This is a genomic window from Sporosarcina sp. P29 (assembly GCF_002743265.1).
Classification (GTDB): domain Bacteria; phylum Bacillota; class Bacilli; order Bacillales_A; family Planococcaceae; genus Sporosarcina.
The window spans coordinates 78,361-100,956 of the sequence record NZ_PDYX01000005.1 but is presented as its reverse complement, the minus strand read 5'-3'; the positions used below and the strand labels follow the sequence as shown (position 1 = coordinate 100,956).

Below are 22,596 nucleotides of genomic sequence, written 5' to 3'. Positions count from 1 at the left end.
AATGATTGTAGAAGAAGTCTTAATGAATGTTAGGGATTTAGATCCAAGTGAGTATGAAAGCCGTCATAAAGAGAAAGTGTACTTAGAAAGTGCACACTTAATGAAAAGAATTCAACGCGTGGAAACTGATCATGGACGTGAAATTGGCATTCGATTAAAAAACCCACGTGATTTAGAAGCGGGAGATATTCTGTTTATGGATGATAAGAATATCATTCTGATTGATGTGCTTTCTGATGATTTAATTATTATTAGCCCACGCACGATGCTTGAAATGGGGACGATTGCTCATCAGCTAGGTAATCGACATTTGCCTGCGCAGTTTGAGGATGAAGATATGCTCGTGCAATATGATTATTTAGTTGAGGATTTGTTGAAAGAAATGGGTATTCCATTTAAGCGAGAAGAACGAAAAGTAGCCAAGGCTTTCCGTCATATCGGACATAGCCATGACTAATCATGCACTATCCTTGCTGCAGCTATGCGATTCCAGTTTCCCGATCGGCTCTTTTAGCCAATCATTCGGACTGGAGACATATATTCAGAAGGACAAGGTTACAGACGCCAATACGTTTTCCGAATGGCTACATGTCTATGTGCATGAACAACTTGCTTATGCAGACGGCTTGGCTGTAAGACTTGTTTATGATGCATTGGATCAGGAAGATCTTGATAAGATTTGGGAATTGGATCGCATACTGACTGTGCAGAATCTCGCCCGCGAATCACGTGATGGTACTCAGCGCATGGGAGATCGGATGTTAGACATTGCAAAATCCATTTACAATATACCGATGTTATCTATTTACGCGCAGAAAATTCAGGACAAAGAAGCTTTTGGCCATCCGGCTATTGTATTTACAATGATTGGACATCACCTTCAAGTCGAAAAGAATACAACAATTCTATATTATTTATACTCGACGGTTGTTAGTCTTGTGCAAAATGCCGTGCGGGCTATCCCGCTTGGACAAACTGCTGGACAGAAGATTATATACACGTTTCAACAACAACTTCAACAAACAACAGACAAAATAATGGAGTTAGATCCAGAAGAGTTTGGTATCGTATCTCCAGGACTCGAGCTTTCACAAATGCAGCACGAACGTGTTGGCATACGTATTTTTAGTTCATAATGAACGCAATGAAATTGATATTAAGGATGTGCTTAGAATGGGACCAATTAAAATAGGTGTTGGCGGACCAGTTGGTGCAGGAAAAACTATGCTGGTCGAAAAGATTACACGCGCTTTAGAGGGCGAAGTAAGTATGGCGGTTATTACTAATGATATATATACGAAAGAAGATGCCAAGTTTTTAGTTGCGAACGGTATTCTTCCAGAAGACCGCATTGTCGGAGTAGAAACAGGAGGTTGTCCACATACGGCAATTCGTGAAGATGCATCGATGAACTTCGCGGCAATTAATGAATTGAAGGAAAAACATCCCGATGTTGAGCTGATTTTTGTAGAAAGTGGCGGGGATAACCTAGCAGCTACATTCAGTCCGGAACTCGTTGACTTTTCCATTTATATAATTGACGTGGCGCAAGGTGAAAAAATCCCACGTAAAGGTGGGCAAGGAATGATTAAGTCTGATTTATTTATTATTAATAAAACAGACTTAGCTCCATATGTCGGCGCAAGGCTTGAGGTAATGGAGTCTGACACAAAGATATTTAGAGGAAAGAAACCGTTCTTTTTCACCAATTTAAAAGACGATCAAGGATTAGATGAAGTGGTAGAGTGGGTCAGAAAACATGCTTTATTAAAAGGACTAGGACAAGATGTCTGAATGGACAGGCGTTCTTGACCTTGTCATGGAAAATCGGCTAGGCCGTTCTGTGGCGAAAACTGTCTACTTCCAAGGCGCATTTAAAGTGATGCGTCCTGTCTATTTCAATAAGAATAGTTATCCATGCTATTATTTATTGAATCCTGGCGGTGGCTATTTAGATGGAGATCGGTATCAAATGAAAGTCACGCTTGGTGAGGGAGCTATGCTGACGTTGACGACCCAGTCATCTACGAAAGTATATAGAACGCCTACCAAGCCAGTGTACCAAGAGACGATTTTCCGTTTGAAAAAAGACAGTTATCTAGAGTACTTACCGGATGCACTGATTGCATACAAAGATGCTAGTTGTTATCAGAAAAATAGTATATATATGGAAAAAGGGGCAACCTTGCTGTATTCCGATATATTGACTCCCGGCTGGTCGCCGGATGGTGAAAAATTCAGTTACGACATGCTTCGTTTGAAAACAGAGATTTATATGGATGATCAGCTTGTTGCATTTGACCATATTAAACTCCATCCGGCATCACAAGATATGAATGCGTTAGGCTTTATGGAAGGATACACACATTTAGGTTCGTTAATTGTCGTTGGTGAAAAAACGAGTGATGCTCTATTGGATCGATTGTATGAAGCAATTCAACAAGAGGCAGGGGAATTTGCATTTGGATTATCCAAACTTGCTGTTCCCGGCTTCACGATTCGCATATTAGCAAACTATACACAGGTTATAGAGCGAATTATTTCAGTCTGTCACCATATAATTAGCGACGAATGGTATCAAACGAAACCAAGTTTTTTACGGAAGTACTAGGATCTACCCGACAATTCAAAAGAGTTGTCGGTTTTTTTTACCAATTGAAGTAAAACTATATTTATAGTTGCTACGCTGAAGTTTATCAAATAGTGGAAGTATTAAAGGCCATATTTCAAATGATTGAAATATGGAATTTTGGGTATCATTATATATATGCACTATAAAGTATAAGGTCGAAACCTTACTCTACTTCCTAATTACACATAATAGGTAACATCGTTAATTGATTTGACAATCACTACTTACTGAGATATATTCGAATATCATTTGAAATGAGAAGAGAAAATGTAAGTGGGCAGGAATGGTTGAGAAATTAAATATCAGGCTAGATCGCTTGAATTAGTAGTGATGGATGAAGTAAAATAGCCTATTCTATAAAAAGAGACTTCATACTATTTTGGAGGTGTTTCCTGTGGTTGATGACTTTGAAGCAGAAAAAGTTTTTGAAGACAGGCCGTACGAGCGAATTCAGTTTAAGCTCATATTAGAAGGACGTAAGTATAAAGGTGACTATCATGAAGGTGAAATCCAGTGGCTTCATCCACATCCTAAGCAAGATGTCGGCGAAGAAGAGGTAATTGCCATAGAGGATAAAGTTTTGGAACTGTTATCCGAGCAAGGAATTAGAAATGAAGCAGATGATATTGAAATCGAACGTTCGCTTGGTAGAAATCAAACACGGCCACTTCAGTTATTTAAATTGAAGATCCAAGGCGAAGAGTTTAAAGGGACATTTATTAATGGCGAAATCGAATGGTTTCATCCTAAACCAAGACGTAAACTAAAAGATGAGCGCGTGAAGAAAATTGAAGAAGATGTTCAGAAAAAGCTAAAAGAACATCTAGAATAAAAAAAGAAACTGCGTGACTGTTTTGTACGTGAGACAGAGTGCAATCTCAATTTATTTGACCTTTCTGACAAGATATGCCTACAATGGATATACAAATGAAATAATCGTTACCGCTAGGGGTGCTCTGTGGAGCTGAGAGAAGCAAATTGCTTTAACCCTTTAACTTGATCCGGTTCATACCGGCGTAAGGAAGTGGTGTAGATATTACGTAGCTGATTTCTGTGCTCTGTGATGTCTCTCCGCCACTTCTGGTCAAGAAGTGGTTTTTTCATTTACTATGAAAAAGGGGAGAGTATACATGAAGTTCACTGAGCGTTTATTAGAGAAAACATTACCGATTTGGAGACAGAATCACAATCATCCATTTGTCCAAGAGATTGGAAATGGTACGTTGGATCAGGAGAAGTTTCGTTTTTATATGGTGCAAGACTATTTGTATTTAATTGACTATGCGAAAGTGTTTGCCGTAGGCACCATGAAAGCGACCGATGTCGAGATGATGGGGAAATTTGCCGCCTTACTTAACGGAACTCTAAACACGGAAATGGAACTTCATCGTAAATATGCAGCTCGTTTTGGCATTACCGAAGAGGAGCTTGAGAATGCCAAGCCGTCTCCAATTGTCCTAGCGTATACGCATTATATGCTACATGTTAGTCAAAACGGTTCTTTAGCAGAAGTCGTCGCTGCATTATTGCCGTGTGCGTGGAGCTACTGGGAGATTGGTAAAGAGCTTGCTGAGTTGCCAGGTGCGTTGGATCATCCGTTGTATGGTGACTGGATTCGCATGTATTCATCGAAAGACTTTGGCGAGTTGGCTACTTGGTGCTTAGAATTAATGGATGAAACGGCAGAAGGAAAGCCTGAATCGGAATTAGTGAGATTAGAGGAAATCTTCCTTAATACGACTCGTTATGAGTATATGTTCTGGGACATGGCCTATACTAAACAAATGTGGCCTGGAGTGCAGGAAGAGCAGACGATTACAATATAATAAATAAGAAACATCTGACGATTTTAGTTGGATGTTTTTTATTTAGAATCGATTGGTTATAAACAGCGCATGCTATTCTTGAAGGAGGTGTGCGCCATCTTTGCAAAATTAGGTTTGGCACTTGGAGTGTTATTGACAAGTGGGTCGGGTACTAGTGATGCGCCAATTGCTACACTCAGTAAAGTGGAAGTGCCGGCATATGCGAAATGGTCAAGACTTGCTATCAAGCAAACGATGCTCAGATATCCCCAGGCAGATATCAAGGATTATTTGCATATCGCTACCGATTCAAAGAAAGTCACAAGTGTGGAGAAGTTTCAACTTTGGTTAAAAGAGGACGAACGAGAATTTGGTGTGATCGTGACTGTCACCTATTCAGCTGAAACAGGTAAATTTATTCGCATCGACTTTCAAGAAATACCTGTTTAATAAAACAACGCCCCTATACCATATAATCTGGCGTAGGGGCGTTGATTTATTCAGAGTCTTTCTGATGAAAGAAATTGGGGGTCAAGATATCATTGATATATCGCTTGTGATAGATATGCGTGGCGGATGGTGTACATGGAAATAACAATGCCTAATTACCTGAATCTTATTTAATCTGAAAGTAAATGGCGTATCATTTCCTGCCCTGCATCTTTCGGATAGGATCGGTATAGGTGACCTGATAGGCGAACCGGGTCACCGAAGAAATATCGTTCATATTGTGTTTGTCTTGTGCCGAACGAACTCATTGTTAAATCCCAAGCTAATCGAAATAGTTGTACACGTTCTATCGCGGGTTTCGTAGCTCCTTGTAAGTACTTTGCGAGATCAGGTTGAATGGACGATTGGAAATCTCTATCTGTAGGTAACGCCACCATCCCACTCGCACCGATTAGTTGGATGATCTCACTGAAACGTGGGTAGACTTTCGGAAAAATATTACTAGCGACTTGAAGTGGTATTTCACTTGGACACATGTATCCCCATTGATTGAGGGCTGCATCGGCTTCAGATTTATCTCGTAGTGCTTTCATCGTTTCGAGCCCAATAATTATTTCTGATAGTTTCTCCTGAATGTGGAGATATTCAGATACATTAATTGTTTGGACGAGCTGCTCTGCCAAATTCAGCATAAACTCTGTTTTGACAATCTGTCTTGTAATGACTTGATGTGTAGCAAAAGGATGGAATGAACTCATAGAAAAAAACTCCGAAGCTACTTCGCGATTGTGATGAAAGAATACACGATCCCATGGGACGAGAACATTATCGAAAACAACTACAGCATCCATTTCTTCAAACCTTGAACTCAGAGGGTGATTGAATGTGGAACTCCCGCCTACGAATGACTCTCTACAAAGAAAACGTAAACCTTCTGTAGCGGAAGGAATTGAAAAGGCGAAAGCTTCATCAGAATCTCCAAGAAATGAAGGCGTGCTGAACACCAATACTTCATCCGTCACGCCGCCCTGTGTTGCAAGTAGCTTAGCTCCTTTAATGATGAGACCTTCTGATGTCTTATCTACAATCTTTGCGGAAATGGGTTCATCTGAAGTGTGAAAGGCACTTTGAGATCGATTGGTTTGTGGTGTAATGAAGGTGTGTGTAAAGGATAGGTCCTCTTCTCTTGCTCGTTCATACAGCGCTTGAATATGTTCTGGAAAACAGTTTTCCTTGCCGAGCAAGTGAGGAGAAGAAGAGGCGAAACTCATAATGACGGTATTAAGATAATCGGGACTTCTACCAAGTAAGCCGCAGGAAAGTCTTGCCCATTCTTCGGTCATTACTCTACGTTTCTGTAGATCCGCTTTGGTTTTCGGTTGTAAGTAAGAAAGGCCAATTTGCTCATTGGTGACGGGAGAAGTGTATGTCATGCGAGAACTGTGTGAAGGTGATAGTTGTAAATCATATAGAGAAGCTTTCGTTTCTATAAGTCCTTTGAAAGCAGGGTGTTTAGAAATAGGTCCTTTCAATTGTTGACCATCCAGCCAAATCTCAGTATTCTGCTCATCCATTCTACGGACAAATTCATTGCCATTTATAGCGCCCATATCATTCCTCCTGAATTTTCTAGTTACTATAGTATATTATGACATCGTCCTGAATGATCAAAACAGTTCTCGTTTTGAACAAGAGACAATAGTTTTGATACAATACAGAAAGAGTACATAGGGAATTTATCGGGATAAGCGAAAGGTGTGTTGATAAATGGATGAAGAATTGGCAATGAAGTATATCGTGGCGTGCACAAATTTATATGGGATTGTGCCTATTGAAAAAGTTGTTGAAATTTACAATGATCAAAACGAAGAAAAGGTTTCATTGGATGAAATAGAAAGCTATTTGCAGTCTACGCGGGTGAAAGAAAAACTAGAGGAAAGCTTTGTCTATATTCAATCAAATGAATTTGTAGCTGAAGCGACAAGCGAAAAAGATGAAAAGGAAAACTTGAAAAGAATTGTAGCTGGAAAGCCATATTATGTACCGGGAAAAGAAGAATTACTACGTTACATTGACGAAGAGTATTTTCAAGAAACGCCAGAGCAGTTACTAGTAAAGAATATGTTGAAAGAGGACTTCGGTAATCAATTGGATGTAGACGAAGAAGTCTCTGAACTAGTATATAATCTACAAGTAAGTGGCGGCGACTTCATGATGGAACTGTCTTTATTTGTATCTGGTCTGGAACTGCCTATAAAAGAATCCGAACGCTATATCCCTGCGATTGTCGAAGTGGCGGACACAACTAGATTATGGGAAAATTGTGGGCATACAATGAAAGAATTACAGCAACTCTAATTAGTTCATTTCAATAGACAATGCTTGACCTAGCAAGATAGAATAAGAGTACATTAAACACTTTGGAGGATATCATTCATGACTTTAAAAGAATTGACTGCAAAAGAAGTACAAGAGCAATTGGAAAGCGGTAAAGAACTCAATATCATTGATGTACGTGAAGATGATGAAGTATCGGAAGGCATGATTCCAGGTGCACAACATATCGCTCTCGGCAATCTACCTATCGAAATGCATGACTTGAATGCAGAAACACCTTACATCTTAGTATGCCGTTCAGGCGGCAGAAGTGGCCGTGCACAAGAGCTTATGGCAGACGAAGGTTTTGATGTAACAAACATGTTAGGCGGCATGCTAGCATGGGAAGGCGAAACAAAATAATAGACTAAACGAAAGCTGTCGTAAGAAGTGAAAACTTCTTGCGACAGCTTTTTTTATTAAAAGGGATTGAAGTTGGAACACAGCGCAACGATGCATCCCGTCCTCTAATTCACTAATCCGCTACAGTGTAGACATAACCTTAAAAGTCCAAGCGTATAGTGAAAGAAAAAGGCGGTGTCTGTATGAAAAAGTGGCTTGTAGCAGGGTTGCTAATAATTTTCTCATTAGGTGGAGTTTTATATGGAGTCAAAGCATCTGATCGTGGTTTCTTTCTGCCCTCGGAGCTTGGTGGGGTAAGTATCCTCATTGACCCTGGACATGGTGGGGAAGACGGAGGTGCTTCGGCAGGCGAACTTATTGAAAAAGATATTACGTTAAACATTTCCCATGAAGTGAGTAAACTATTAAAGAAAAAAGGTGCAACTGTAGAAATGACGAGGGAGAAAAGTGGAGATGCAGTAGCAGAACATGCGCCATCCGAGAAGTTTACTTCGTTGAGAAGCAGAAAGTTCGCTGACTTGAAACTGCGTGAAAGCATGGCAGTCGATTCGAAGCCGGATATGTTTATTAGCGTGCACGTTAACGCGATACCAGAAGAACGTTGGAGAGGGGCGCAAGTATTCTATCATCCAGGTGGTCATCCGGAAGGTAAGCAATTGGCGACGTCAATCCAAAATGAATTGCGTGATCAGTTGAAAAATACTGAGCGGGAAGCTATGAAAATCACAGGGGTCTATTTATTGAAAAAAGTACCGGTTCCAGCTGTATTGGTAGAAACGGGTTTCCTGTCCAATCCTGAAGAAAGAAAACTGTTGGCAAATAAATCGTATCAGAAAAAAGTAGCTGCGGCGATCGTAGATGGAATAGTGAAATATCAACTTACTGATGAGCAATGAAGCATATGACGTTTGGGTAAATAGGGAATATGATATACTGAAAAGGAGTGAATGAATTCATTAAGGAGTGTTGAATTTGATTAATGAACAACAAGTCCGTGAACTGATTGGCGCATTGGAAGATCCGTTTTTACATAAAACATTGGCAGAAACGAATGGTATTGTGGATGTAACCATTAAACCAGAGAAAGAACACGTCAGTGTTAAAGTCGCGATTGCGAAAGTGAATACCGGAGAGCAATTGACGCTACAATCAAAAGTAGTAGAAGTGTTGAAAGAAGCAGGTGCCGACTCAGTAGGTATTCGATTTGAAGAGTTGCCTAAAGAAGTATTAGAGCAATTCCGTGGTACTGTTACTGAAGCGGAAACACAAGATATCTTATCCCCCGTATCCAATATTGAATTTATATCGATTGCATCTGGTAAAGGAGGCGTAGGGAAGTCTACGGTCTCCGTTAACTTAGCAGTAGCCCTAGCCAGACGGGGTAAAAAAGTTGGCTTGATCGATGCGGATATTTATGGATTCAGTGTACCGGATATGATGGGTATTACAGCTATGCCTGAAGTACGGGAAGATCGCATCATGCCGGTAGAACGTTTTGGTGTTAAAGTGATTTCAATGGGCTTCTTTGTTGAAGATAATGCACCCGTTGTATGGCGTGGACCTATGCTTGGGAAAGTGTTGGATCAATTTTTCCGCGACGTGGACTGGGGCGAGTTGGATTACTTGTTGCTTGACTTACCACCAGGAACAGGTGACGTAGCGCTTGATATTCATCAAATGATTCCAGCATCAAAAGAAATTGTCGTTACTACTCCACACCCAACAGCAGCATTCGTTGCAGCACGCGCAGGGGCGATGGCGTTACAGACTGAACATGAGTTACTCGGAGTTATTGAAAACATGTCTTGGTTCGCATCGAAAGCGACAGGCGAGAAAGAGTATGTCTTTGGGCAAGGCGGCGGTGTTCGTCTTTCTGAAGAACTTCGTACTGAATTATTAGGACAAATCCCTCTCGGTCAGCCTGACTGGAACGAAACGGATTTTGCACCTTCCGTCTATGCAGAAGATCATCCGATAGGAAAAATCTATTTAGATGTTGCTGATACGGTAATTAAAAAAATAGAAAAATAAAATGTAACAGACGAAGAAAGGATTATTTTCCTTCTTCGTCTGTTTTTTCTTCTTCTTTACCGCCATCTTTAGCGGATTCCCCTCCAGCACCTTTTCCTGCCTTCATAATCAGTTCTTGCCACTTCGCTTGCATGAGGGGACTATTGATTGTATCCTCTATGGCCTTCTCCATTTCCTTCTTGAGCGTTGCTGAATTCACGATGTTCTCCATTTGTTTCATCATGTCTGGTTGACCAAAAAACTTCTCCATTTCTTTTTGAAAAGAAGCGTCTCCCATCAAATCTTTCATGATATCCGCTTGTTGCTTTTTCATGCTTTTTGCGATGGATTCGGTGAATTTTGGATCTTCAAAAGCTGTTTTCCAAAAACGTTCGCCTTCTTTAGAAAGCAATACATTTTCAATGCTCTGCTTGACCTCGGGTTGTTCAAGTACTAGTAACTCCCTGAATTCGGGATCTGTCATCAATTTACGGAGTGCCTTTTTTCCGTCTTCCGTCTGGATTGCATCTGTCATCATCTTTTTCATCTCATCATAGCTTGGTGCCGCCTGATGACCTCCGCTGCAACCTGTAAGAAATAGAAGGAATAGAAAAAGAACAGCAAATTTTTTCATTCCACTCAACCTTCCACTTGTATTTTCATTTATTGTTCACAATATAAGAAGGAATATGCATGAATCGTTCAATGAAATAGATTTTTTTGTCGATCGTTGATACACTAGGATGGACATGATAAAAAGGGGAACAGTGCTGTGACAATACGAAATTGGGTTAAATTTTTCTTACGCGCAATGGCAATTGGCGGAGCGATTACAGCGGTTGTCGGTCTAATTGTACGTTGGGACTTTTTTTATGGATACTTACAGGCAGGCGAGATCTGGCAATTTCTTGGTGCCTTTTTATGGATGATTTTCTTAGGATTTACGATGAGTGTAGTCGCGCAGATGGGCTTCTTCGCCTATTTGACCGTTCATCAGTTCGGTGTCAATATGTTCCGTACACTTACCTTGTGGAACTGGGTTCAAATGCTGATCATAGTAGTCGTGCTGTTTGACTTAGTTTTCTTCCGCTTCCAATTGACGAAAGCAGATACGAGCCGCACGGTTCTGTATATTTTCTTACTGATTACTTTGATTGCAGTATCCGTAGTGACAGCGTACTTCAAAGCACAGTGGACGAAAAAACATGCATTGATTTCTGCATTATTTTTCATGATTGTCATCACGACGCTTGAATGGTTGCCGGCACTTATGGTTACTTCAGGTAATAAAGATGAATGGGTAACCATTCTTTTATTCCCACTACTCGCAGTGAATGCTTATCAATTATTAGTATTGCCTAAATACAATAAGCAATCCGATATTGATAAAGAAAAGCTGGATAAACGTAGAAATGAAAGAAAAAAGACGAAGAAACAAGTAGAGAAATCTAAAAAGAACTGACAGGAGATCATCTCCCGTCAGTTTTTTATTGTGGAATTTTTTTTGTTTTCACAGTTGACTGAAATAACAAGTCTTCTACAGATTGAAAAGTACGGCTGGCAATTAGTCGCTGAATATCAGCTATCGCTACGTGTTCATTTTGAGCATATGGAACGGCAATAATTTCTCCCTTAGCAGCCTTCGGTAGTGTGCCGCCAGACCAATGAACGGTAGATCCTAAAGCATTGATTTCTGCTTCGTTCAATTCTTGTAGGAGTGTTAAGGGGAATTCTTCATCTGTCGTCCGGAACCAAAGAGGACGCATGCTAAACAACTCTTCAAACGTTTGAAGTTGCTCGCTTAAAAGATTGGAATCACTTTCATACTGTTGACCCTCAGTGCCGAGTAATGCGACAGGAAGAGAACGTTGCTTAATTTTCTCTGTAATGTGAGGGAAGCGTGAAGCCCAGTCACTATCGATAAATAATAGAGGATAGGGCTGCGACAGGTTTTCAAGAAGTTCCTCCACTTCTTTTTCACCGAATGAAATATTAATGGTCAATGCCGAACCTTGGATACCTTTCACTATCACTGCAGGTTGTTCAGTCAATCGGAAAACTGTCTTCAAGGTAGAAGAAGGCTTGGCCAATTGGGGAACGAAAGCTAAGAATATTGCAATCAATACAAAAAGGAAGAGAAGTTTTTTTATCATGCCAATCTCCTTAATTATGTGAAGTCTAAACTATTGTATGAAAAACTCTTGACGTCTATGACTAAGCCCACTATAATTAAAAAAGCTTGAGTGATTTAAAAGTATCTGTTGCACAGAGTTAGCAAGCATGCTATAATGGTTTTTGTCGTCAAGCGTACTAAACATATTATTATTATTCCGCAGTAGCTCAGTGGTAGAGCAATCGGCTGTTAACCGATCGGTCGTAAGTTCGAGTCTTACCTGCGGAGCCATTTTTTTATGCTTCCATAGCTCAGCAGGTAGAGTGCTTCCATGGTAAGGAAGAAGTCGCCGGTTCGAGTCCGGCTGGAAGCTCCATGAAGACTATCATGGCCCCTTGGTCAAGCGGTTAAGACACCGCCCTTTCACGGCGGTATCACGGGTTCGAATCCCGTAGGGGTCACCAATTAACTTTTAAAAGAAAAACAGCAATGCGAAGCTTATCGTAATTTTAACTAGGTGGGGTAGCGAAGTGGCTAAACGCGGCGGACTGTAAATCCGCTCCCTCCGGGTTCGGCGGTTCGAATCCGTCCCCCACCACCATTTTTGTTTCACCTTTAAAAACTAACCAGCTATACATTGGGGTATAGCCAAGCGGTAAGGCAACGGACTTTGACTCCGTCACTCGTTGGTTCGAATCCAGCTACCCCAGCCATTTTATTAAAGTACCTACAATTCAATAATAAATCCGTCGAATCCTTATTATTAATAAATAATAAAGGGTTTTTTGTTGTGTAAAATACTTAATCATATAGAACAATTACAATTATCATGTATAATAATCTGTAACACATATAGGTAGTTTATCTTGTATGGACAATAAAAAATAACCAGATATAGGGATTGTGATATAGCTATGCAAGAGTTTCTAAACGGTATGGATGTATTTGTTAAGTCTAGTAGTGAAAAAGAATTACAAAAGGTTCTTAGTGATATTGCCTATACATTAGAACAGGCAGCTATCGTCGTAATCACTGACTCAAAAGGAACGATTCAATATGCCAACCAACACTTTGAAAAAATCTCAAAATATTCAAGGGAAGAATTAATTGGCGCTAATCAACGTATTGTAAACTCAGGTTATCATGACGCAGCATTCTTTAAAGAGATGTGGTCAACAATCGGGACGGGTAATACTTGGCGTGGCGATATATGCAATCGTGCTAAGGATGGGTCAACTTACTGGGTAGACACAACGATTGTTGCATTTTTAAATGGTAAAGGAAAACCTTATCAATACATCGCAATTCGCTATGACATTTCCGAGAGAAAGAAAATGGAACTAGAGATCCAAAAAAATGCGGATCTTTACGAAATTATTACGGATAATGCATCTGATTATATTGCGATCATTGATCGGCAAGGGAAGTTCTACTATGTTTCTCCTTCTTTTCAGAAGCTTCTTGGACATTCAGTGGACGAACTATATTCCAATTCATTGTATTCTTATATCTATAAGAAAAATCGTCAAAAAGTAGAAAAGAAAATTTTGCAATTTGGAGGATATCAACGCCAATCACTTAATTTGGAGTTTTCTTTTTTAGATAGTAGAAATGGATTACATATTATGGAGGCCAAGATTGATGAAGTAAAGGAATTGATTGAATATGAAGACAAACTTTTAGTCGTCATGCGAGATGTTACAGAACGTGTGAAATCAGACGAGAAAATTAAGTATCTAGTCTATAATGACCAATTGACTTCCTTAATGAACAGAAATTCATTTAGAGAACAGATGGCTTTGGCATTTGAAAGAGCACGTACCCGCAATCAATTATTTGCACTTGTTCATATGAATATTGATCGTCTACGCTATGCAAATGATTTACTTGGGCATGAAGCGGGAGACTATTTATTGGCAATGGTTGGAGAACGACTGAAAAAGAGAACAGGTCCTGAAAGCCTGTTAGCCCGTATTGCGGGAGATGAATTCGCATTCATCATATCCGGATTGAAGGACAGAGAAGAGTTCTTCAATCATGCGGAGGAGATTCGTACTTTTTTGGAACAACCTATCCAAGTTGGAAAACAAAACTACACATTGTCTATAAGTTGTGGTGTGTCTTTGTATCCCGAACACGCCAATCAACCTTCCGATTTGGTTACTAAAGCTACATTGGCATTAGGTAAGGCGAAGTTACAAGGTGGCGGCGATACAGTAATGTACGAGCCGGGTACTTCAAAGATGTCATTAGAGCGAATTTTGTTGGAAAATGAATTGAGAAAAAGCGTGCAACAACAACATTTTTATCTTGAGTATCAACCGAAAGTGTTACTGGATACAGGTAAGTTGACTGGCGTAGAAGCACTTGTACGTTGGAAACATCCGGATTTAGGTATTATTCCGCCTAATAAATTCATTCCGCTCGCTGAGGAAACGAAAATCATCATACCACTTGGAGAATGGATCTTGCGTGAAGTATGTAGGCGTGCAGAGATAGAAGCTGCGGCTGGTGAAACATATCGGTTTGCTGTGAATGTCTCAACAATCCAAATGAAAGAAGAGGGCTTTGTTGACTCTGTATTGAATATCATTAAAGAATACCATGTACCACCTGAGATGTTAGAATTAGAACTCACAGAAAGTTCATTTATGGATACGGATGGCATGAAAGAATCCATTCAAAGGCTCCGCAGTGAAGGCATTACTGTTGCGATTGATGACTTCGGTACAGGTTATAGTACATTCAGCTATATTAAAGAGCTTCCAGCCGATACGTTAAAAATTGATATGTCTTTTGTTCGGGATATATTGGAAAATGAAAACAGTCAAGCTATTGTCAAAGCGATTGTAACTCTTGCGGATACGGCGGGATTGAATGTAGTGGCAGAAGGAATAGAACTACCTGAGCAAGTAAAAATGCTCTATGAGTTAGGGTGCCGTGAAGGGCAAGGCTATTATTACGGCCGACCGATGTCACTAGAAGGCGCGAGTGAAATTAGAGAATACCGTTCTACATAAAAATATGAATATCAGGTGGGAGGATAACTATGCGCGAACTAGACATTTCTTTAATCGGAGTCCCCGTGGATCTTGGTCAGAGCCGGCGTGGAGTAGATATGGGACCAAGCGCGATTCGCTATGCAGGAGCGGTAGATCGCCTGCAGGCATTGGGGCATCATGTAACAGACGAAGGGAATATTTCGGTTTCTCCTATTCATGATCTATCGTGTAATGAAGCAGGATTGAAGAACTTAACGGAAGTGACAGAAGCGACTGAAGAGCTTGCTGCGAAAATTTCAGCCATAGTAAAGGACAAAAAGTTTCCATTAGTGCTTGGTGGAGATCATAGTATTGCAATAGGTACACTTGCAGGGTTGACGGAACACTATAAAAATCTTGGTGTTATTTGGTATGATGCGCATGCAGATATGAATACGAGCGAAACATCTCCGTCAGGAAATATCCATGGTATGCCGCTTGCGGTCAGTATGGGGCTGGGACATGACCAATTGGTAAATGTGCATAGTGAGGGAGCGAAAATCAATCCTAAAAACGTGGTAATCATTGGAGCACGCTCAGTAGATCCTGGTGAACGACAATTGATTAAAGAAAAAGGCGTAAAAGTATTTACTATGCACGAAATCGACCGTTACGGAATGTCAGCGGTCATACAGCAAACACTTGAATATTTTGCATCAAGAAAAGTAGATGGTGTTCATTTGTCATTAGACTTGGACGGTTTGGATCCATTGTATACACCGGGAGTTGGAACGCCGGTGCCAGGTGGGATCACATACCGTGAAAGTCATCTGGCTATGGAATTGCTAGAAGATGCAAATGTTGTTACATCCGCGGAATTCGTTGAGGTTAATCCTATACTCGACAAGTACAATAAGACAGCTGATGTGGCAGTCGGCCTGATGGGATCATTATTTGGTGAAAAACTACTATAATTCGTTGAAGTGATTAAAGCCTGCGGGTTTTGATCACTTTTTGTATTAAGGAAATCGCTATCACTGATAGTCTGAATAATGATAAAGTAGAGATGGACATAATAAATGAAAAAAGTGAAACCAAATGTAGTTTCTAACGTATATAAAGGGACAGCCGCATGAGAGCGGAGAGTGAAGCCTATTGGACGAATTAATTAACAAACGAGTAAAAGAAGTTTTACATGGTAATCAGGAAGCTTTTGAGGAAATCGTCATCCATTTTCAACACCGTCTATATCAAGTTTGCTACCGAATGTTGAACAATGCAGCAGAGGCGGAAGATATTGCACAAGAAGCCTTTGTGCGCGCTTATGTAAATTTGGAAACCTATGATCAAAAGCGGAAATTTTCTACTTGGTTGTATCGTATTGCCACCAATTTATGTATTGATCGTATACGTAAGAAAAAACCCGATTACTACTTGGATGCTACAGTTCCAGGGACTGAAGGCTTGGACATGTATTCGCAAATCGCAATGGTACAACAGTTACCTGAAGAAGAAGTAGAAAAGATGGAAATGAAAGATCGTGTTCAATATGAAGTAAACAGGCTGCCCGATAAATACCGCACGATTATTATTTTACGATATATGGAAGACCTACAGTTGCAGGAAATCGCTGACATCTTGGAGATGCCACTCGGCACAGTAAAAACACGAGTACATCGAGGACGAGAAGCGCTTCGGCAACAAATGGGGAGTATGTAGGAGGTTAGATTCATGGAAAAATGTCCTAAACATGTTGTCCATTATATGCATGCGTTTTTAGATGGTGAAATCACCAATGAAGAAGAGCAGATTATGAACGAACATTTGAAGTTATGTGTTGAGTGCAGAGAAACATTTGAGGAACTAGAGCAAACCGTTACTTTATTTAAGGCTGTAGATGTAGTGGAAGCACCCACTGGTTTTGTCAATGGCGTGACTGCAAGATTGCCAAGACAGACGGTTAAGAAAGGTCCGAATAAGTGGTTACGTCAACATCCATTTATGGTGGCGGCTGCGATGTTTTTACTACTGATGAGTGCATCTTTCTTCTCGAGTTTTGAAAATGAACAGCAGTTTTCGTTTACGAAACAGCCTAATCTGGTTGTTGAGGGAGAAACGGTTGTTGTACCGGCAGGCGAAACAGTTGTTGGAGACCTTGTCGTGAAGAATGGGAACCTTCGAATAGAAGGAGAGGTTGATGGCGATGTCACGGTCATTAGAGGTTCTAAGTATATGGCTTCGACTGCGGTTATAACGGGATCAAGTGAAGAAATCAATGAAATCTTTGATTGGCTGTGGTATAAGATGAAATCTGTGGCAAAGGAAATTATCCCTGCGTCGAAAGAAGAAAAGCTTGAAAATGAGTGATAAAATAAATTACAAAGTGATGCGGCTTACGGGCTTATGCATCACTTTTTTAATTTTCACTCAGACGTACAATACCCTTTAGTTGGGCATGTCAGTTGGGAATTATGTTATACTAAATTTATAAGAACTTTTTTAAAAGGTAGGGGAAGCACATGCCGGGTTTGGAGCAAGCAACAACGTTAGCACCAATAGAAATACTGAAAAATATTGTGGATGTGCTTCTTGTTTGGTTCGTACTATATAAATTAATTACCATTATTAAAGGAACAAAAGCTGTCCAATTATTAAAAGGTATATTTGTGATTTTAATCGGTCGCTATATTACGGAATGGCTCGGTTTGAAGACACTTCAATGGATGATGGAAGAAGTACTGCGATTCGGTTTTTTGGCTGCAATCATTATATTCCAGCCAGAATTGCGTAGAGCGTTAGAACAGCTAGGACGGGGCAGACTCTTTGCGCGGACTGCTATGCAGGAGGAAGAAGAACGTGATCGACTAATTGAGGCATTCGTCAAATCCGTTAGTTATATGGCGAAGCGACGTATTGGTGCGTTAATCACGATTGAGAAGGAAACAGGTCTTAGTGAATATATCGAAACAGGCACCCCCATGAATTCACATATTACTTCCGAGCTTCTCATTAATATCTTCATTCCAAACACACCGCTACATGACGGTGCAGTCATTGTGACGAAAAATCGTATTGCTGCTGCGGGTTGTTATTTACCTTTGTCGGAAAGTCCGTTTATTTCTAAAGAGCTCGGTACACGACATCGTGCGGCACTTGGTATCAGTGAGGTCACTGATTCGGTAACTATCATTGTTTCCGAAGAAACGGGTGCTATAAGTCTGGCTGCGGATGGGGAAATTAACCGAAAATTAGATATCGAGGAATTTGAAAAGCTATTACGTATTTCATGGTTCGGTAACACTACAGGACAAACAGATACTTCTCTATGGAAGTGGGGGAAGAGAAAAAATGGATAAATTCATGGATAGCCCCTGGTTTCTACGACTGACTGCTCTGTTTTTAGCAATTATGCTGTTTTTATCAGTAAAAGCAGAGGACCAATCAAGTCGTAATACAATAGGCGATGTGTTTGATCTCATGCAAGACGTACCCGTAGAAGTATACTACGATACGGAAAATTTAGTAGTAACCGGAGTACCTGACATGGTCAATATGACAATTGAAGGACCCGCCCAAATTGTACAGACTACTAAATTGCTAAAGGACTTTACATTGAAATTAGACTTGCAAAACTTGACACTTGGTGAACATAGTGTGCGTATACAAGCAGAAAATTTATCAGATAAACTGGATGTTCGGCTAGACCCTGCAACAGTTACTATCAATATTGAGGAAAAGGTAACTCAATCATTTCGTGTTGATCCAGAGATGAATACTAGATTGCTAGCAGAAGGCTATGAAGTGAAAAGCATGGGCGTCCAACCCTCTTCAATTAATGTTACAGGTGCGAAAAGCGTGGTGGATGCCATTAGTTTCGTAAAGGTCTCTATTGCTAGTGACGGTAGCCTAGATAAGCCTTTTGAGCAAAAGTCACGTGTTCGTGTGTTGGATCGGGACTTGAATAAGCTATCCGTTGCATTAGATCCGGAAGAAGTCACCGTCAAAGTGGATATTCAGGAATATAGTCGTGAAATTCCGTTGAAGTTGCAACAAAAGGGACAATCTCCGGATGGAATAACGATTGAAAGTGCCGTACCCGAAGTTCAATTCATTCGTATGTACGGTCCAAAGAATTCAGTGGACGCAATTAAAGATATTCCAGTAGAACTGGATATAGATAAAATAGATAAATCCGGGAAAGTGGAAGTAGATGTGAAAAAGCCAGAAGGAATTACTAAAGTGACACCTGCTAAATTAAAAATCCAGGTGAAGGTTTCAGGTGAAATATCCGACGTATCGAAAAAGACGGATGATACTAAAGAATCGTAAAGCACGTACCAAACATGATCTACTAAGATAAGATCGAAAGGAAGAATACAACATGACACAGTATTTTGGAACAGATGGCGTCAGAGGTGTAGCGAACAAGGAACTTACACCTGAACTGGCATTTAAATTAGGAAGAATCGGTGGATATTTATTTACTAAAGATGTAGAAGGAAAAGCAGAAGTATTAGTAGGAAGAGATACACGGATTTCTGGTTTAATGCTTGAGAATGCGCTAATAGCAGGTCTATTATCTGTTGGCGTGGAAGTTATGAAATTAGGCGTAATCAGTACACCAGGCGTAGCCTATTTAACACGTGTCATGAACGCACAAGCAGGTGTGATGATTTCAGCTTCACATAATCCGGTTGAAGATAATGGAATTAAGTTTTTTGGGGAAACCGGTTTTAAACTGACTGATGCACAGGAAGAAGAATTCGAACAGCTATTGAATGCAGAAGAAGATACATTGCCTCGTCCGGTTGGTGGGAATGTTGGAACCATTACGGAATACTTTGAAGGCGGTCAAAAGTATATTCAATACCTGAAACAAATTGTCGATGAGGACTTTGAGAATATCCATGTGGCACTTGATTGCGCACATGGTGCAACTTCGGTCTTGGCAACCCATGTTTTTGCGGACTTGGATGCAGACTTAACCACAATGGGTGCTTCTCCAAATGGCTTGAACATTAATGATGGTGTTGGGTCTACACACCCCGAAGCACTTGCAGCACTTGTAGTAGAAAAAAGTGCTGATATCGGTTTAGCATTTGATGGTGATGGAGATCGTCTCATCGCTGTTGATGAAAAAGGAAACATTGTTGACGGTGACCAAATTATGTTCATTGTTGCTCGATATTTACATAGCAAGGGCAGATTAAAATCAGATACTATTGTCTCTACTGTGATGAGTAATCTGGGCTTCTATAAAGCTCTAGAAGAATTCGGCATGAAGAGTGTTCAAACAGCTGTAGGGGATCGGTACGTCGTAGAAGAGATGCGTAAAAATCATTATAATCTTGGTGGAGAGCAATCAGGTCACATTATTTTCATGGATTATAATACAACAGGCGATGGCTTACTGACAGCATTGCAACTCGTCAATATCATGCAGCAAACAGGTAAAAAACTTTCGGAATTAGCTAGTGAAATGAAAGTGTATCCGCAAAAATTAACTAATATTCGTGTAATGGATAAATATGCGGTAATGGATAATATGCGTATCGTTGGAGTTATTAATGAAGTAGAGAAAGAAATGAACGGCCAGGGAAGAGTTCTTGTACGACCTTCGGGTACGGAGCCACTCGTCCGTGTAATGGTCGAATCTGAAACCGAAGCACAATGTGCAGACTATGCAGATCGAATTTCACAAGTAGTGAAAGAAGAAATGGGTCTAGAGTAAATATATTGTTGAGCTGGTAATAGGGAATTCTATATTACCAGCTCTCTTTTTATAGAAGTAGAATACCGGGGAATCAGAAGTACAGGCCGAAATGGGAATGCTTCCGCTGAACGGAGAGGAAAACAGTGAGTCAAAAAAAATATCAGAATATGCTTGCACAACGAACAGAGAATATCTTTGAAGAGTGGAAAGCGCGTGGTAGTTTAACGGAAAGAGAGTTGTATTATTTTCTTCATAAATTGAAGGGAACGTCTGGGACAATCGGGTTGCAACAGTTGTCTCTCTTTTGTGCGTCACAATTAGAGATTCTAACATCTTCCAACGATCAGAAAATACCCGTTTCTTCATTAGAAAATTTGAAGAATCGTATTCGTTCGCATTTTGATGATACCATTACTGTGAAAAAAGAAGAATTTCAATTACCGGATAGTTACGTCAACCGTCTTGATCAAGAGACTTTCGTTCTAATTATTGATCAAGACTTAGAATTTGTATCCAATTTAAAGGAGTTGCTCGAGAAGCTTGGAGCTCAAGTAATTATTTCATTAAATGGGAAGCGCGGAATTGAACAATTTTACTCTATGAGACCAAGTATTGTCATCATAGATGCGAAGTTGCCTGATATGACAGGTTTTGAAGTACTTGATCAAATTGCAGAACCCGCGCGGCAAAAAAATACGACTTTAGCTATCTCGAGTGAAGAGGTTACAAAAGAAATTCTAATTGAAACATATCGTAGAGGGGCCATGGATTTAATACCTAAACCTTTTGATTTGGATATCTTTTTCCCTTATTTATTCAATAGACAAATGTGTCAACATGCGGTCAGTAGCAGTATGATTACAGATAGTTTGACGGGTGTAGGTAATCGACGCTACTTCGACGAGACTATTAATACATTGGCTAAAAAAGCCGATCAATCCGAAGTGATTTTCTCACTGGTCATAATAGACTTGGATCACTTTAAACAAGTAAATGATCTGTATGGACATCCTGTCGGCGATGAAGTTCTAAGGAAGTTCGGTGAAATCATTAAAGAAGAAAAACGTGAAGGTGATTACGTATTCCGCTATGGTGGGGAAGAGTTTGCTTTATTATTTGATACAATCAAAGCAGAAGATACTGTACATGCCGTCGATCACATTCGGGAAAAATTTAATGACACTATATTCACTTCTAATGAAGAGACGTTCCAAGTAACCTTCTCCGCGGGCAGTGCGACATATAAGGGGAATACTGCAAACTTGATATCTGCAGCTGACCAGGCTCTTTACGAAGCAAAGCGTTCAGGGCGAAATCAAACTGTAATTTACGACCAGAGAAAACGGGTAGTGAAGAGAAAGTTGATTGTCATTATTGTAGATGACGACTCATTCATTAGGCAGATCCTTCAGCAAACGTTGATGGAGTTAAAGTCCTCGGACATTGATATTACAGTGAAGACGTATGCTGACGGCCCTTCGTTTCTGGAAGATGACTGGTACAGCCCAGACGCATATTTCATCGTACTACTTGATGGTGTCATGCCAAAAATGGATGGTCTAGAAGTATTAAGTCGATTAAAGAGCGACCATGCTAAAACAAACGTCACAGTATCCATGATGACAGCTAGAAAAAGTGCAAATGATATTAAAGCAGCTCTTTGGCTTGGAGCAGATGACTATATTATTAAGCCATTTCAACCATCAGAAGTCCTCGGAAGAATTGATAAATTAGCTAATCGTTTATTTGATAAAAGAGAATAGAAGGAGGTGCCCACTTTGACTCATATAGGAAAAAAAGTGTTAGTTGTAGACGATGAAGATATTTTACGCATGTTGCTCACGGACACTTTGGAATTTGAAGGGTTTCAAGTAGAAGAAGCAGAAGATGGGGTAGAAGCTTTGGAAAAAATTCAAAGAAATTCATATGACGCCATTCTTTTAGATTATATGATGCCACGTATGACGGGGGTAGAATTATTGGAACGTCTACAATCGTTACAACTAACAACACCTATCATTATGCTTACTGCGAAGGCACAGCAAGCGGATCAGGATACTGCTTTAGCCAAAGGGGCCTCTTACTTTGTACCCAAACCATTTAGCCCGAGTGAATTAGTAGAATTAGTTAAGTCGCTATTTTAATTACAGTAC

The 22,596-nt window shown here is 40.1% G+C and carries 24 protein-coding genes, 5 tRNA genes and 1 riboswitch; of the genes, 26 read left to right on the top strand and 3 right to left on the bottom strand.

Going from position 1 to position 22,596, the window contains the following annotated elements; translation table 11 throughout:
- Position 1 precedes the first annotated feature (1 nt).
- From ureE to CSV68_RS06445, 7 genes are all read left to right on the top strand, one after another.
- Entirely contained in the window at positions 2-457 is a 456-nt protein-coding gene (gene ureE / locus CSV68_RS06475) for an urease accessory protein UreE (RefSeq protein ID WP_099661740.1), read from the top strand.
- Positions 450-1,136, top strand: a complete 687-nt coding sequence (locus tag CSV68_RS06470; protein ID WP_099633816.1) for an urease accessory protein UreF — start codon at positions 450-452, stop codon at positions 1,134-1,136. The genes ureE and CSV68_RS06470 overlap by 8 nt, the downstream gene beginning before the upstream one ends.
- Positions 1,137-1,173: 37 nt before the next feature.
- A complete protein-coding gene (gene ureG, locus CSV68_RS06465; protein WP_085427438.1) occupies positions 1,174-1,794 on the top strand; it encodes an urease accessory protein UreG in 621 nt (206 codons plus the stop codon).
- Positions 1,787-2,611 carry an urease accessory protein UreD gene (locus CSV68_RS06460; protein WP_099661739.1) on the top strand — a complete coding sequence of 275 codons (825 nt, stop codon included), beginning with the start codon at positions 1,787-1,789 and terminating at the stop codon, positions 2,609-2,611. Before ureG ends, CSV68_RS06460 begins: the two co-directional genes overlap by 8 nt.
- Positions 2,612-3,026: 415 nt before the next feature.
- On the top strand, positions 3,027-3,464 hold the full coding sequence (locus tag CSV68_RS06455) for a HicA family toxin-antitoxin system (RefSeq protein WP_233192875.1): 438 nt from the start codon (positions 3,027-3,029) through the stop codon (positions 3,462-3,464).
- Between the two features lie 105 nt (positions 3,465-3,569).
- Positions 3,570-3,672, top strand: a riboswitch (TPP riboswitch).
- 90 nt (positions 3,673-3,762) lie between these two features.
- On the top strand, positions 3,763-4,458 hold the full coding sequence (gene tenA / locus CSV68_RS06450; protein WP_099661737.1) for a thiaminase II: 696 nt from the start codon (positions 3,763-3,765) through the stop codon (positions 4,456-4,458).
- 27 nt (positions 4,459-4,485) lie between these two features.
- The gene (locus CSV68_RS06445) at positions 4,486-4,887 is read left to right on the top strand and encodes a DUF3889 domain-containing protein (RefSeq protein ID WP_233192874.1); all 402 of its coding nucleotides are present in this window, start codon (positions 4,486-4,488) and stop codon (positions 4,885-4,887) included.
- 170 nt (positions 4,888-5,057) lie between these two features.
- Here the strand turns inward: CSV68_RS06445 and hpaB are convergent, their stop codons facing one another.
- Positions 5,058-6,497: a 4-hydroxyphenylacetate 3-monooxygenase, oxygenase component gene (gene hpaB, locus CSV68_RS06440; protein ID WP_099661736.1), complete on the bottom strand. Its 1,440-nt coding sequence runs from the start codon at positions 6,495-6,497 to the stop codon at positions 5,058-5,060.
- A 157-nt stretch (positions 6,498-6,654) separates the two neighbouring features.
- On the opposite strand from hpaB, the gene CSV68_RS06435 reads away from it, so the two are divergent.
- From CSV68_RS06435 to CSV68_RS06420, 4 genes are all read left to right on the top strand, one after another.
- A complete protein-coding gene (locus CSV68_RS06435) occupies positions 6,655-7,245 on the top strand; it encodes a hypothetical protein (RefSeq protein ID WP_099661735.1) in 591 nt (196 codons plus the stop codon).
- 78 nt (positions 7,246-7,323) lie between these two features.
- Positions 7,324-7,626 carry a rhodanese-like domain-containing protein gene (locus tag CSV68_RS06430; RefSeq protein WP_099633822.1) on the top strand — a complete coding sequence of 101 codons (303 nt, stop codon included), beginning with the start codon at positions 7,324-7,326 and terminating at the stop codon, positions 7,624-7,626.
- A 182-nt stretch (positions 7,627-7,808) separates the two neighbouring features.
- Entirely contained in the window at positions 7,809-8,522 is a 714-nt protein-coding gene (locus CSV68_RS06425) for an N-acetylmuramoyl-L-alanine amidase (RefSeq protein ID WP_099661734.1), read from the top strand.
- Positions 8,523-8,598: 76 nt separating this feature from the next.
- Positions 8,599-9,657, top strand: coding sequence for an Mrp/NBP35 family ATP-binding protein (locus CSV68_RS06420; RefSeq protein ID WP_099661733.1), 1,059 nt, complete (start codon positions 8,599-8,601; stop codon positions 9,655-9,657).
- Between the two features lie 22 nt (positions 9,658-9,679).
- Here CSV68_RS06420 and gerD read toward each other — a convergent pair whose 3' ends face one another.
- Positions 9,680-10,270 carry a spore germination lipoprotein GerD gene (gene gerD, locus CSV68_RS06415; protein ID WP_099633825.1) on the bottom strand — a complete coding sequence of 197 codons (591 nt, stop codon included), beginning with the start codon at positions 10,268-10,270 and terminating at the stop codon, positions 9,680-9,682.
- Positions 10,271-10,408: 138 nt separating this feature from the next.
- On the opposite strand from gerD, the gene CSV68_RS06410 reads away from it, so the two are divergent.
- Complete coding sequence (locus CSV68_RS06410) at positions 10,409-11,098, top strand: KinB-signaling pathway activation protein (protein ID WP_099633826.1); 690 nt, start codon at positions 10,409-10,411, stop codon at positions 11,096-11,098.
- 25 nt (positions 11,099-11,123) lie between these two features.
- Here the strand turns inward: CSV68_RS06410 and CSV68_RS06405 are convergent, their stop codons facing one another.
- Positions 11,124-11,789 (bottom strand): polysaccharide deacetylase family protein, encoded by a 666-nt coding sequence (locus tag CSV68_RS06405; protein ID WP_099633827.1) that lies wholly within the window; start codon positions 11,787-11,789, stop codon positions 11,124-11,126.
- Positions 11,790-11,965: 176 nt separating this feature from the next.
- Between CSV68_RS06405 and CSV68_RS06400 the strand changes: the two genes are divergently transcribed.
- From CSV68_RS06400 to CSV68_RS06335, 14 genes are all read left to right on the top strand, one after another.
- Positions 11,966-12,040: transfer RNA gene (locus CSV68_RS06400), tRNA-Asn, on the top strand.
- A 9-nt stretch (positions 12,041-12,049) separates the two neighbouring features.
- Positions 12,050-12,125 (top strand) — tRNA-Thr (locus tag CSV68_RS06395).
- Between the two features lie 13 nt (positions 12,126-12,138).
- Positions 12,139-12,213 (top strand) — tRNA-Glu (locus CSV68_RS06390).
- Between the two features lie 52 nt (positions 12,214-12,265).
- Positions 12,266-12,350, top strand: a tRNA-Tyr gene (locus tag CSV68_RS06385).
- Positions 12,351-12,387: 37 nt separating this feature from the next.
- Positions 12,388-12,462: transfer RNA gene (locus tag CSV68_RS06380), tRNA-Gln, on the top strand.
- A 201-nt stretch (positions 12,463-12,663) separates the two neighbouring features.
- Positions 12,664-14,769 (top strand): sensor domain-containing protein, encoded by a 2,106-nt coding sequence (locus CSV68_RS06375; RefSeq protein ID WP_099661732.1) that lies wholly within the window; start codon positions 12,664-12,666, stop codon positions 14,767-14,769.
- Positions 14,770-14,798: 29 nt separating this feature from the next.
- Positions 14,799-15,704, top strand: a complete 906-nt coding sequence (gene rocF / locus CSV68_RS06370; protein WP_099633829.1) for an arginase — start codon at positions 14,799-14,801, stop codon at positions 15,702-15,704.
- Between the two features lie 181 nt (positions 15,705-15,885).
- Entirely contained in the window at positions 15,886-16,449 is a 564-nt protein-coding gene (gene sigW, locus CSV68_RS06365) for an RNA polymerase sigma factor SigW (protein WP_099633830.1), read from the top strand.
- A gap of 12 nt (positions 16,450-16,461) precedes the next feature.
- On the top strand, positions 16,462-17,097 hold the full coding sequence (locus tag CSV68_RS06360) for an anti-sigma factor family protein (protein WP_099633831.1): 636 nt from the start codon (positions 16,462-16,464) through the stop codon (positions 17,095-17,097).
- Positions 17,098-17,249: 152 nt separating this feature from the next.
- Positions 17,250-18,086, top strand: a complete 837-nt coding sequence (cdaA, locus tag CSV68_RS06355) for a diadenylate cyclase CdaA (RefSeq protein ID WP_099630572.1) — start codon at positions 17,250-17,252, stop codon at positions 18,084-18,086.
- Positions 18,079-19,059, top strand: coding sequence for a CdaR family protein (locus CSV68_RS06350; protein ID WP_099661731.1), 981 nt, complete (start codon positions 18,079-18,081; stop codon positions 19,057-19,059). The genes cdaA and CSV68_RS06350 overlap by 8 nt, the downstream gene beginning before the upstream one ends.
- Before the next feature lie 52 nt (positions 19,060-19,111).
- Positions 19,112-20,461: a phosphoglucosamine mutase gene (gene glmM / locus CSV68_RS06345; RefSeq protein WP_099633833.1), complete on the top strand. Its 1,350-nt coding sequence runs from the start codon at positions 19,112-19,114 to the stop codon at positions 20,459-20,461.
- Between the two features lie 125 nt (positions 20,462-20,586).
- On the top strand, positions 20,587-22,206 hold the full coding sequence (locus CSV68_RS06340) for a diguanylate cyclase (protein WP_099661730.1): 1,620 nt from the start codon (positions 20,587-20,589) through the stop codon (positions 22,204-22,206).
- A gap of 15 nt (positions 22,207-22,221) precedes the next feature.
- Complete coding sequence (locus tag CSV68_RS06335) at positions 22,222-22,587, top strand: response regulator transcription factor (protein WP_099661729.1); 366 nt, start codon at positions 22,222-22,224, stop codon at positions 22,585-22,587.
- Positions 22,588-22,596: the final 9 nt, after the last annotated feature.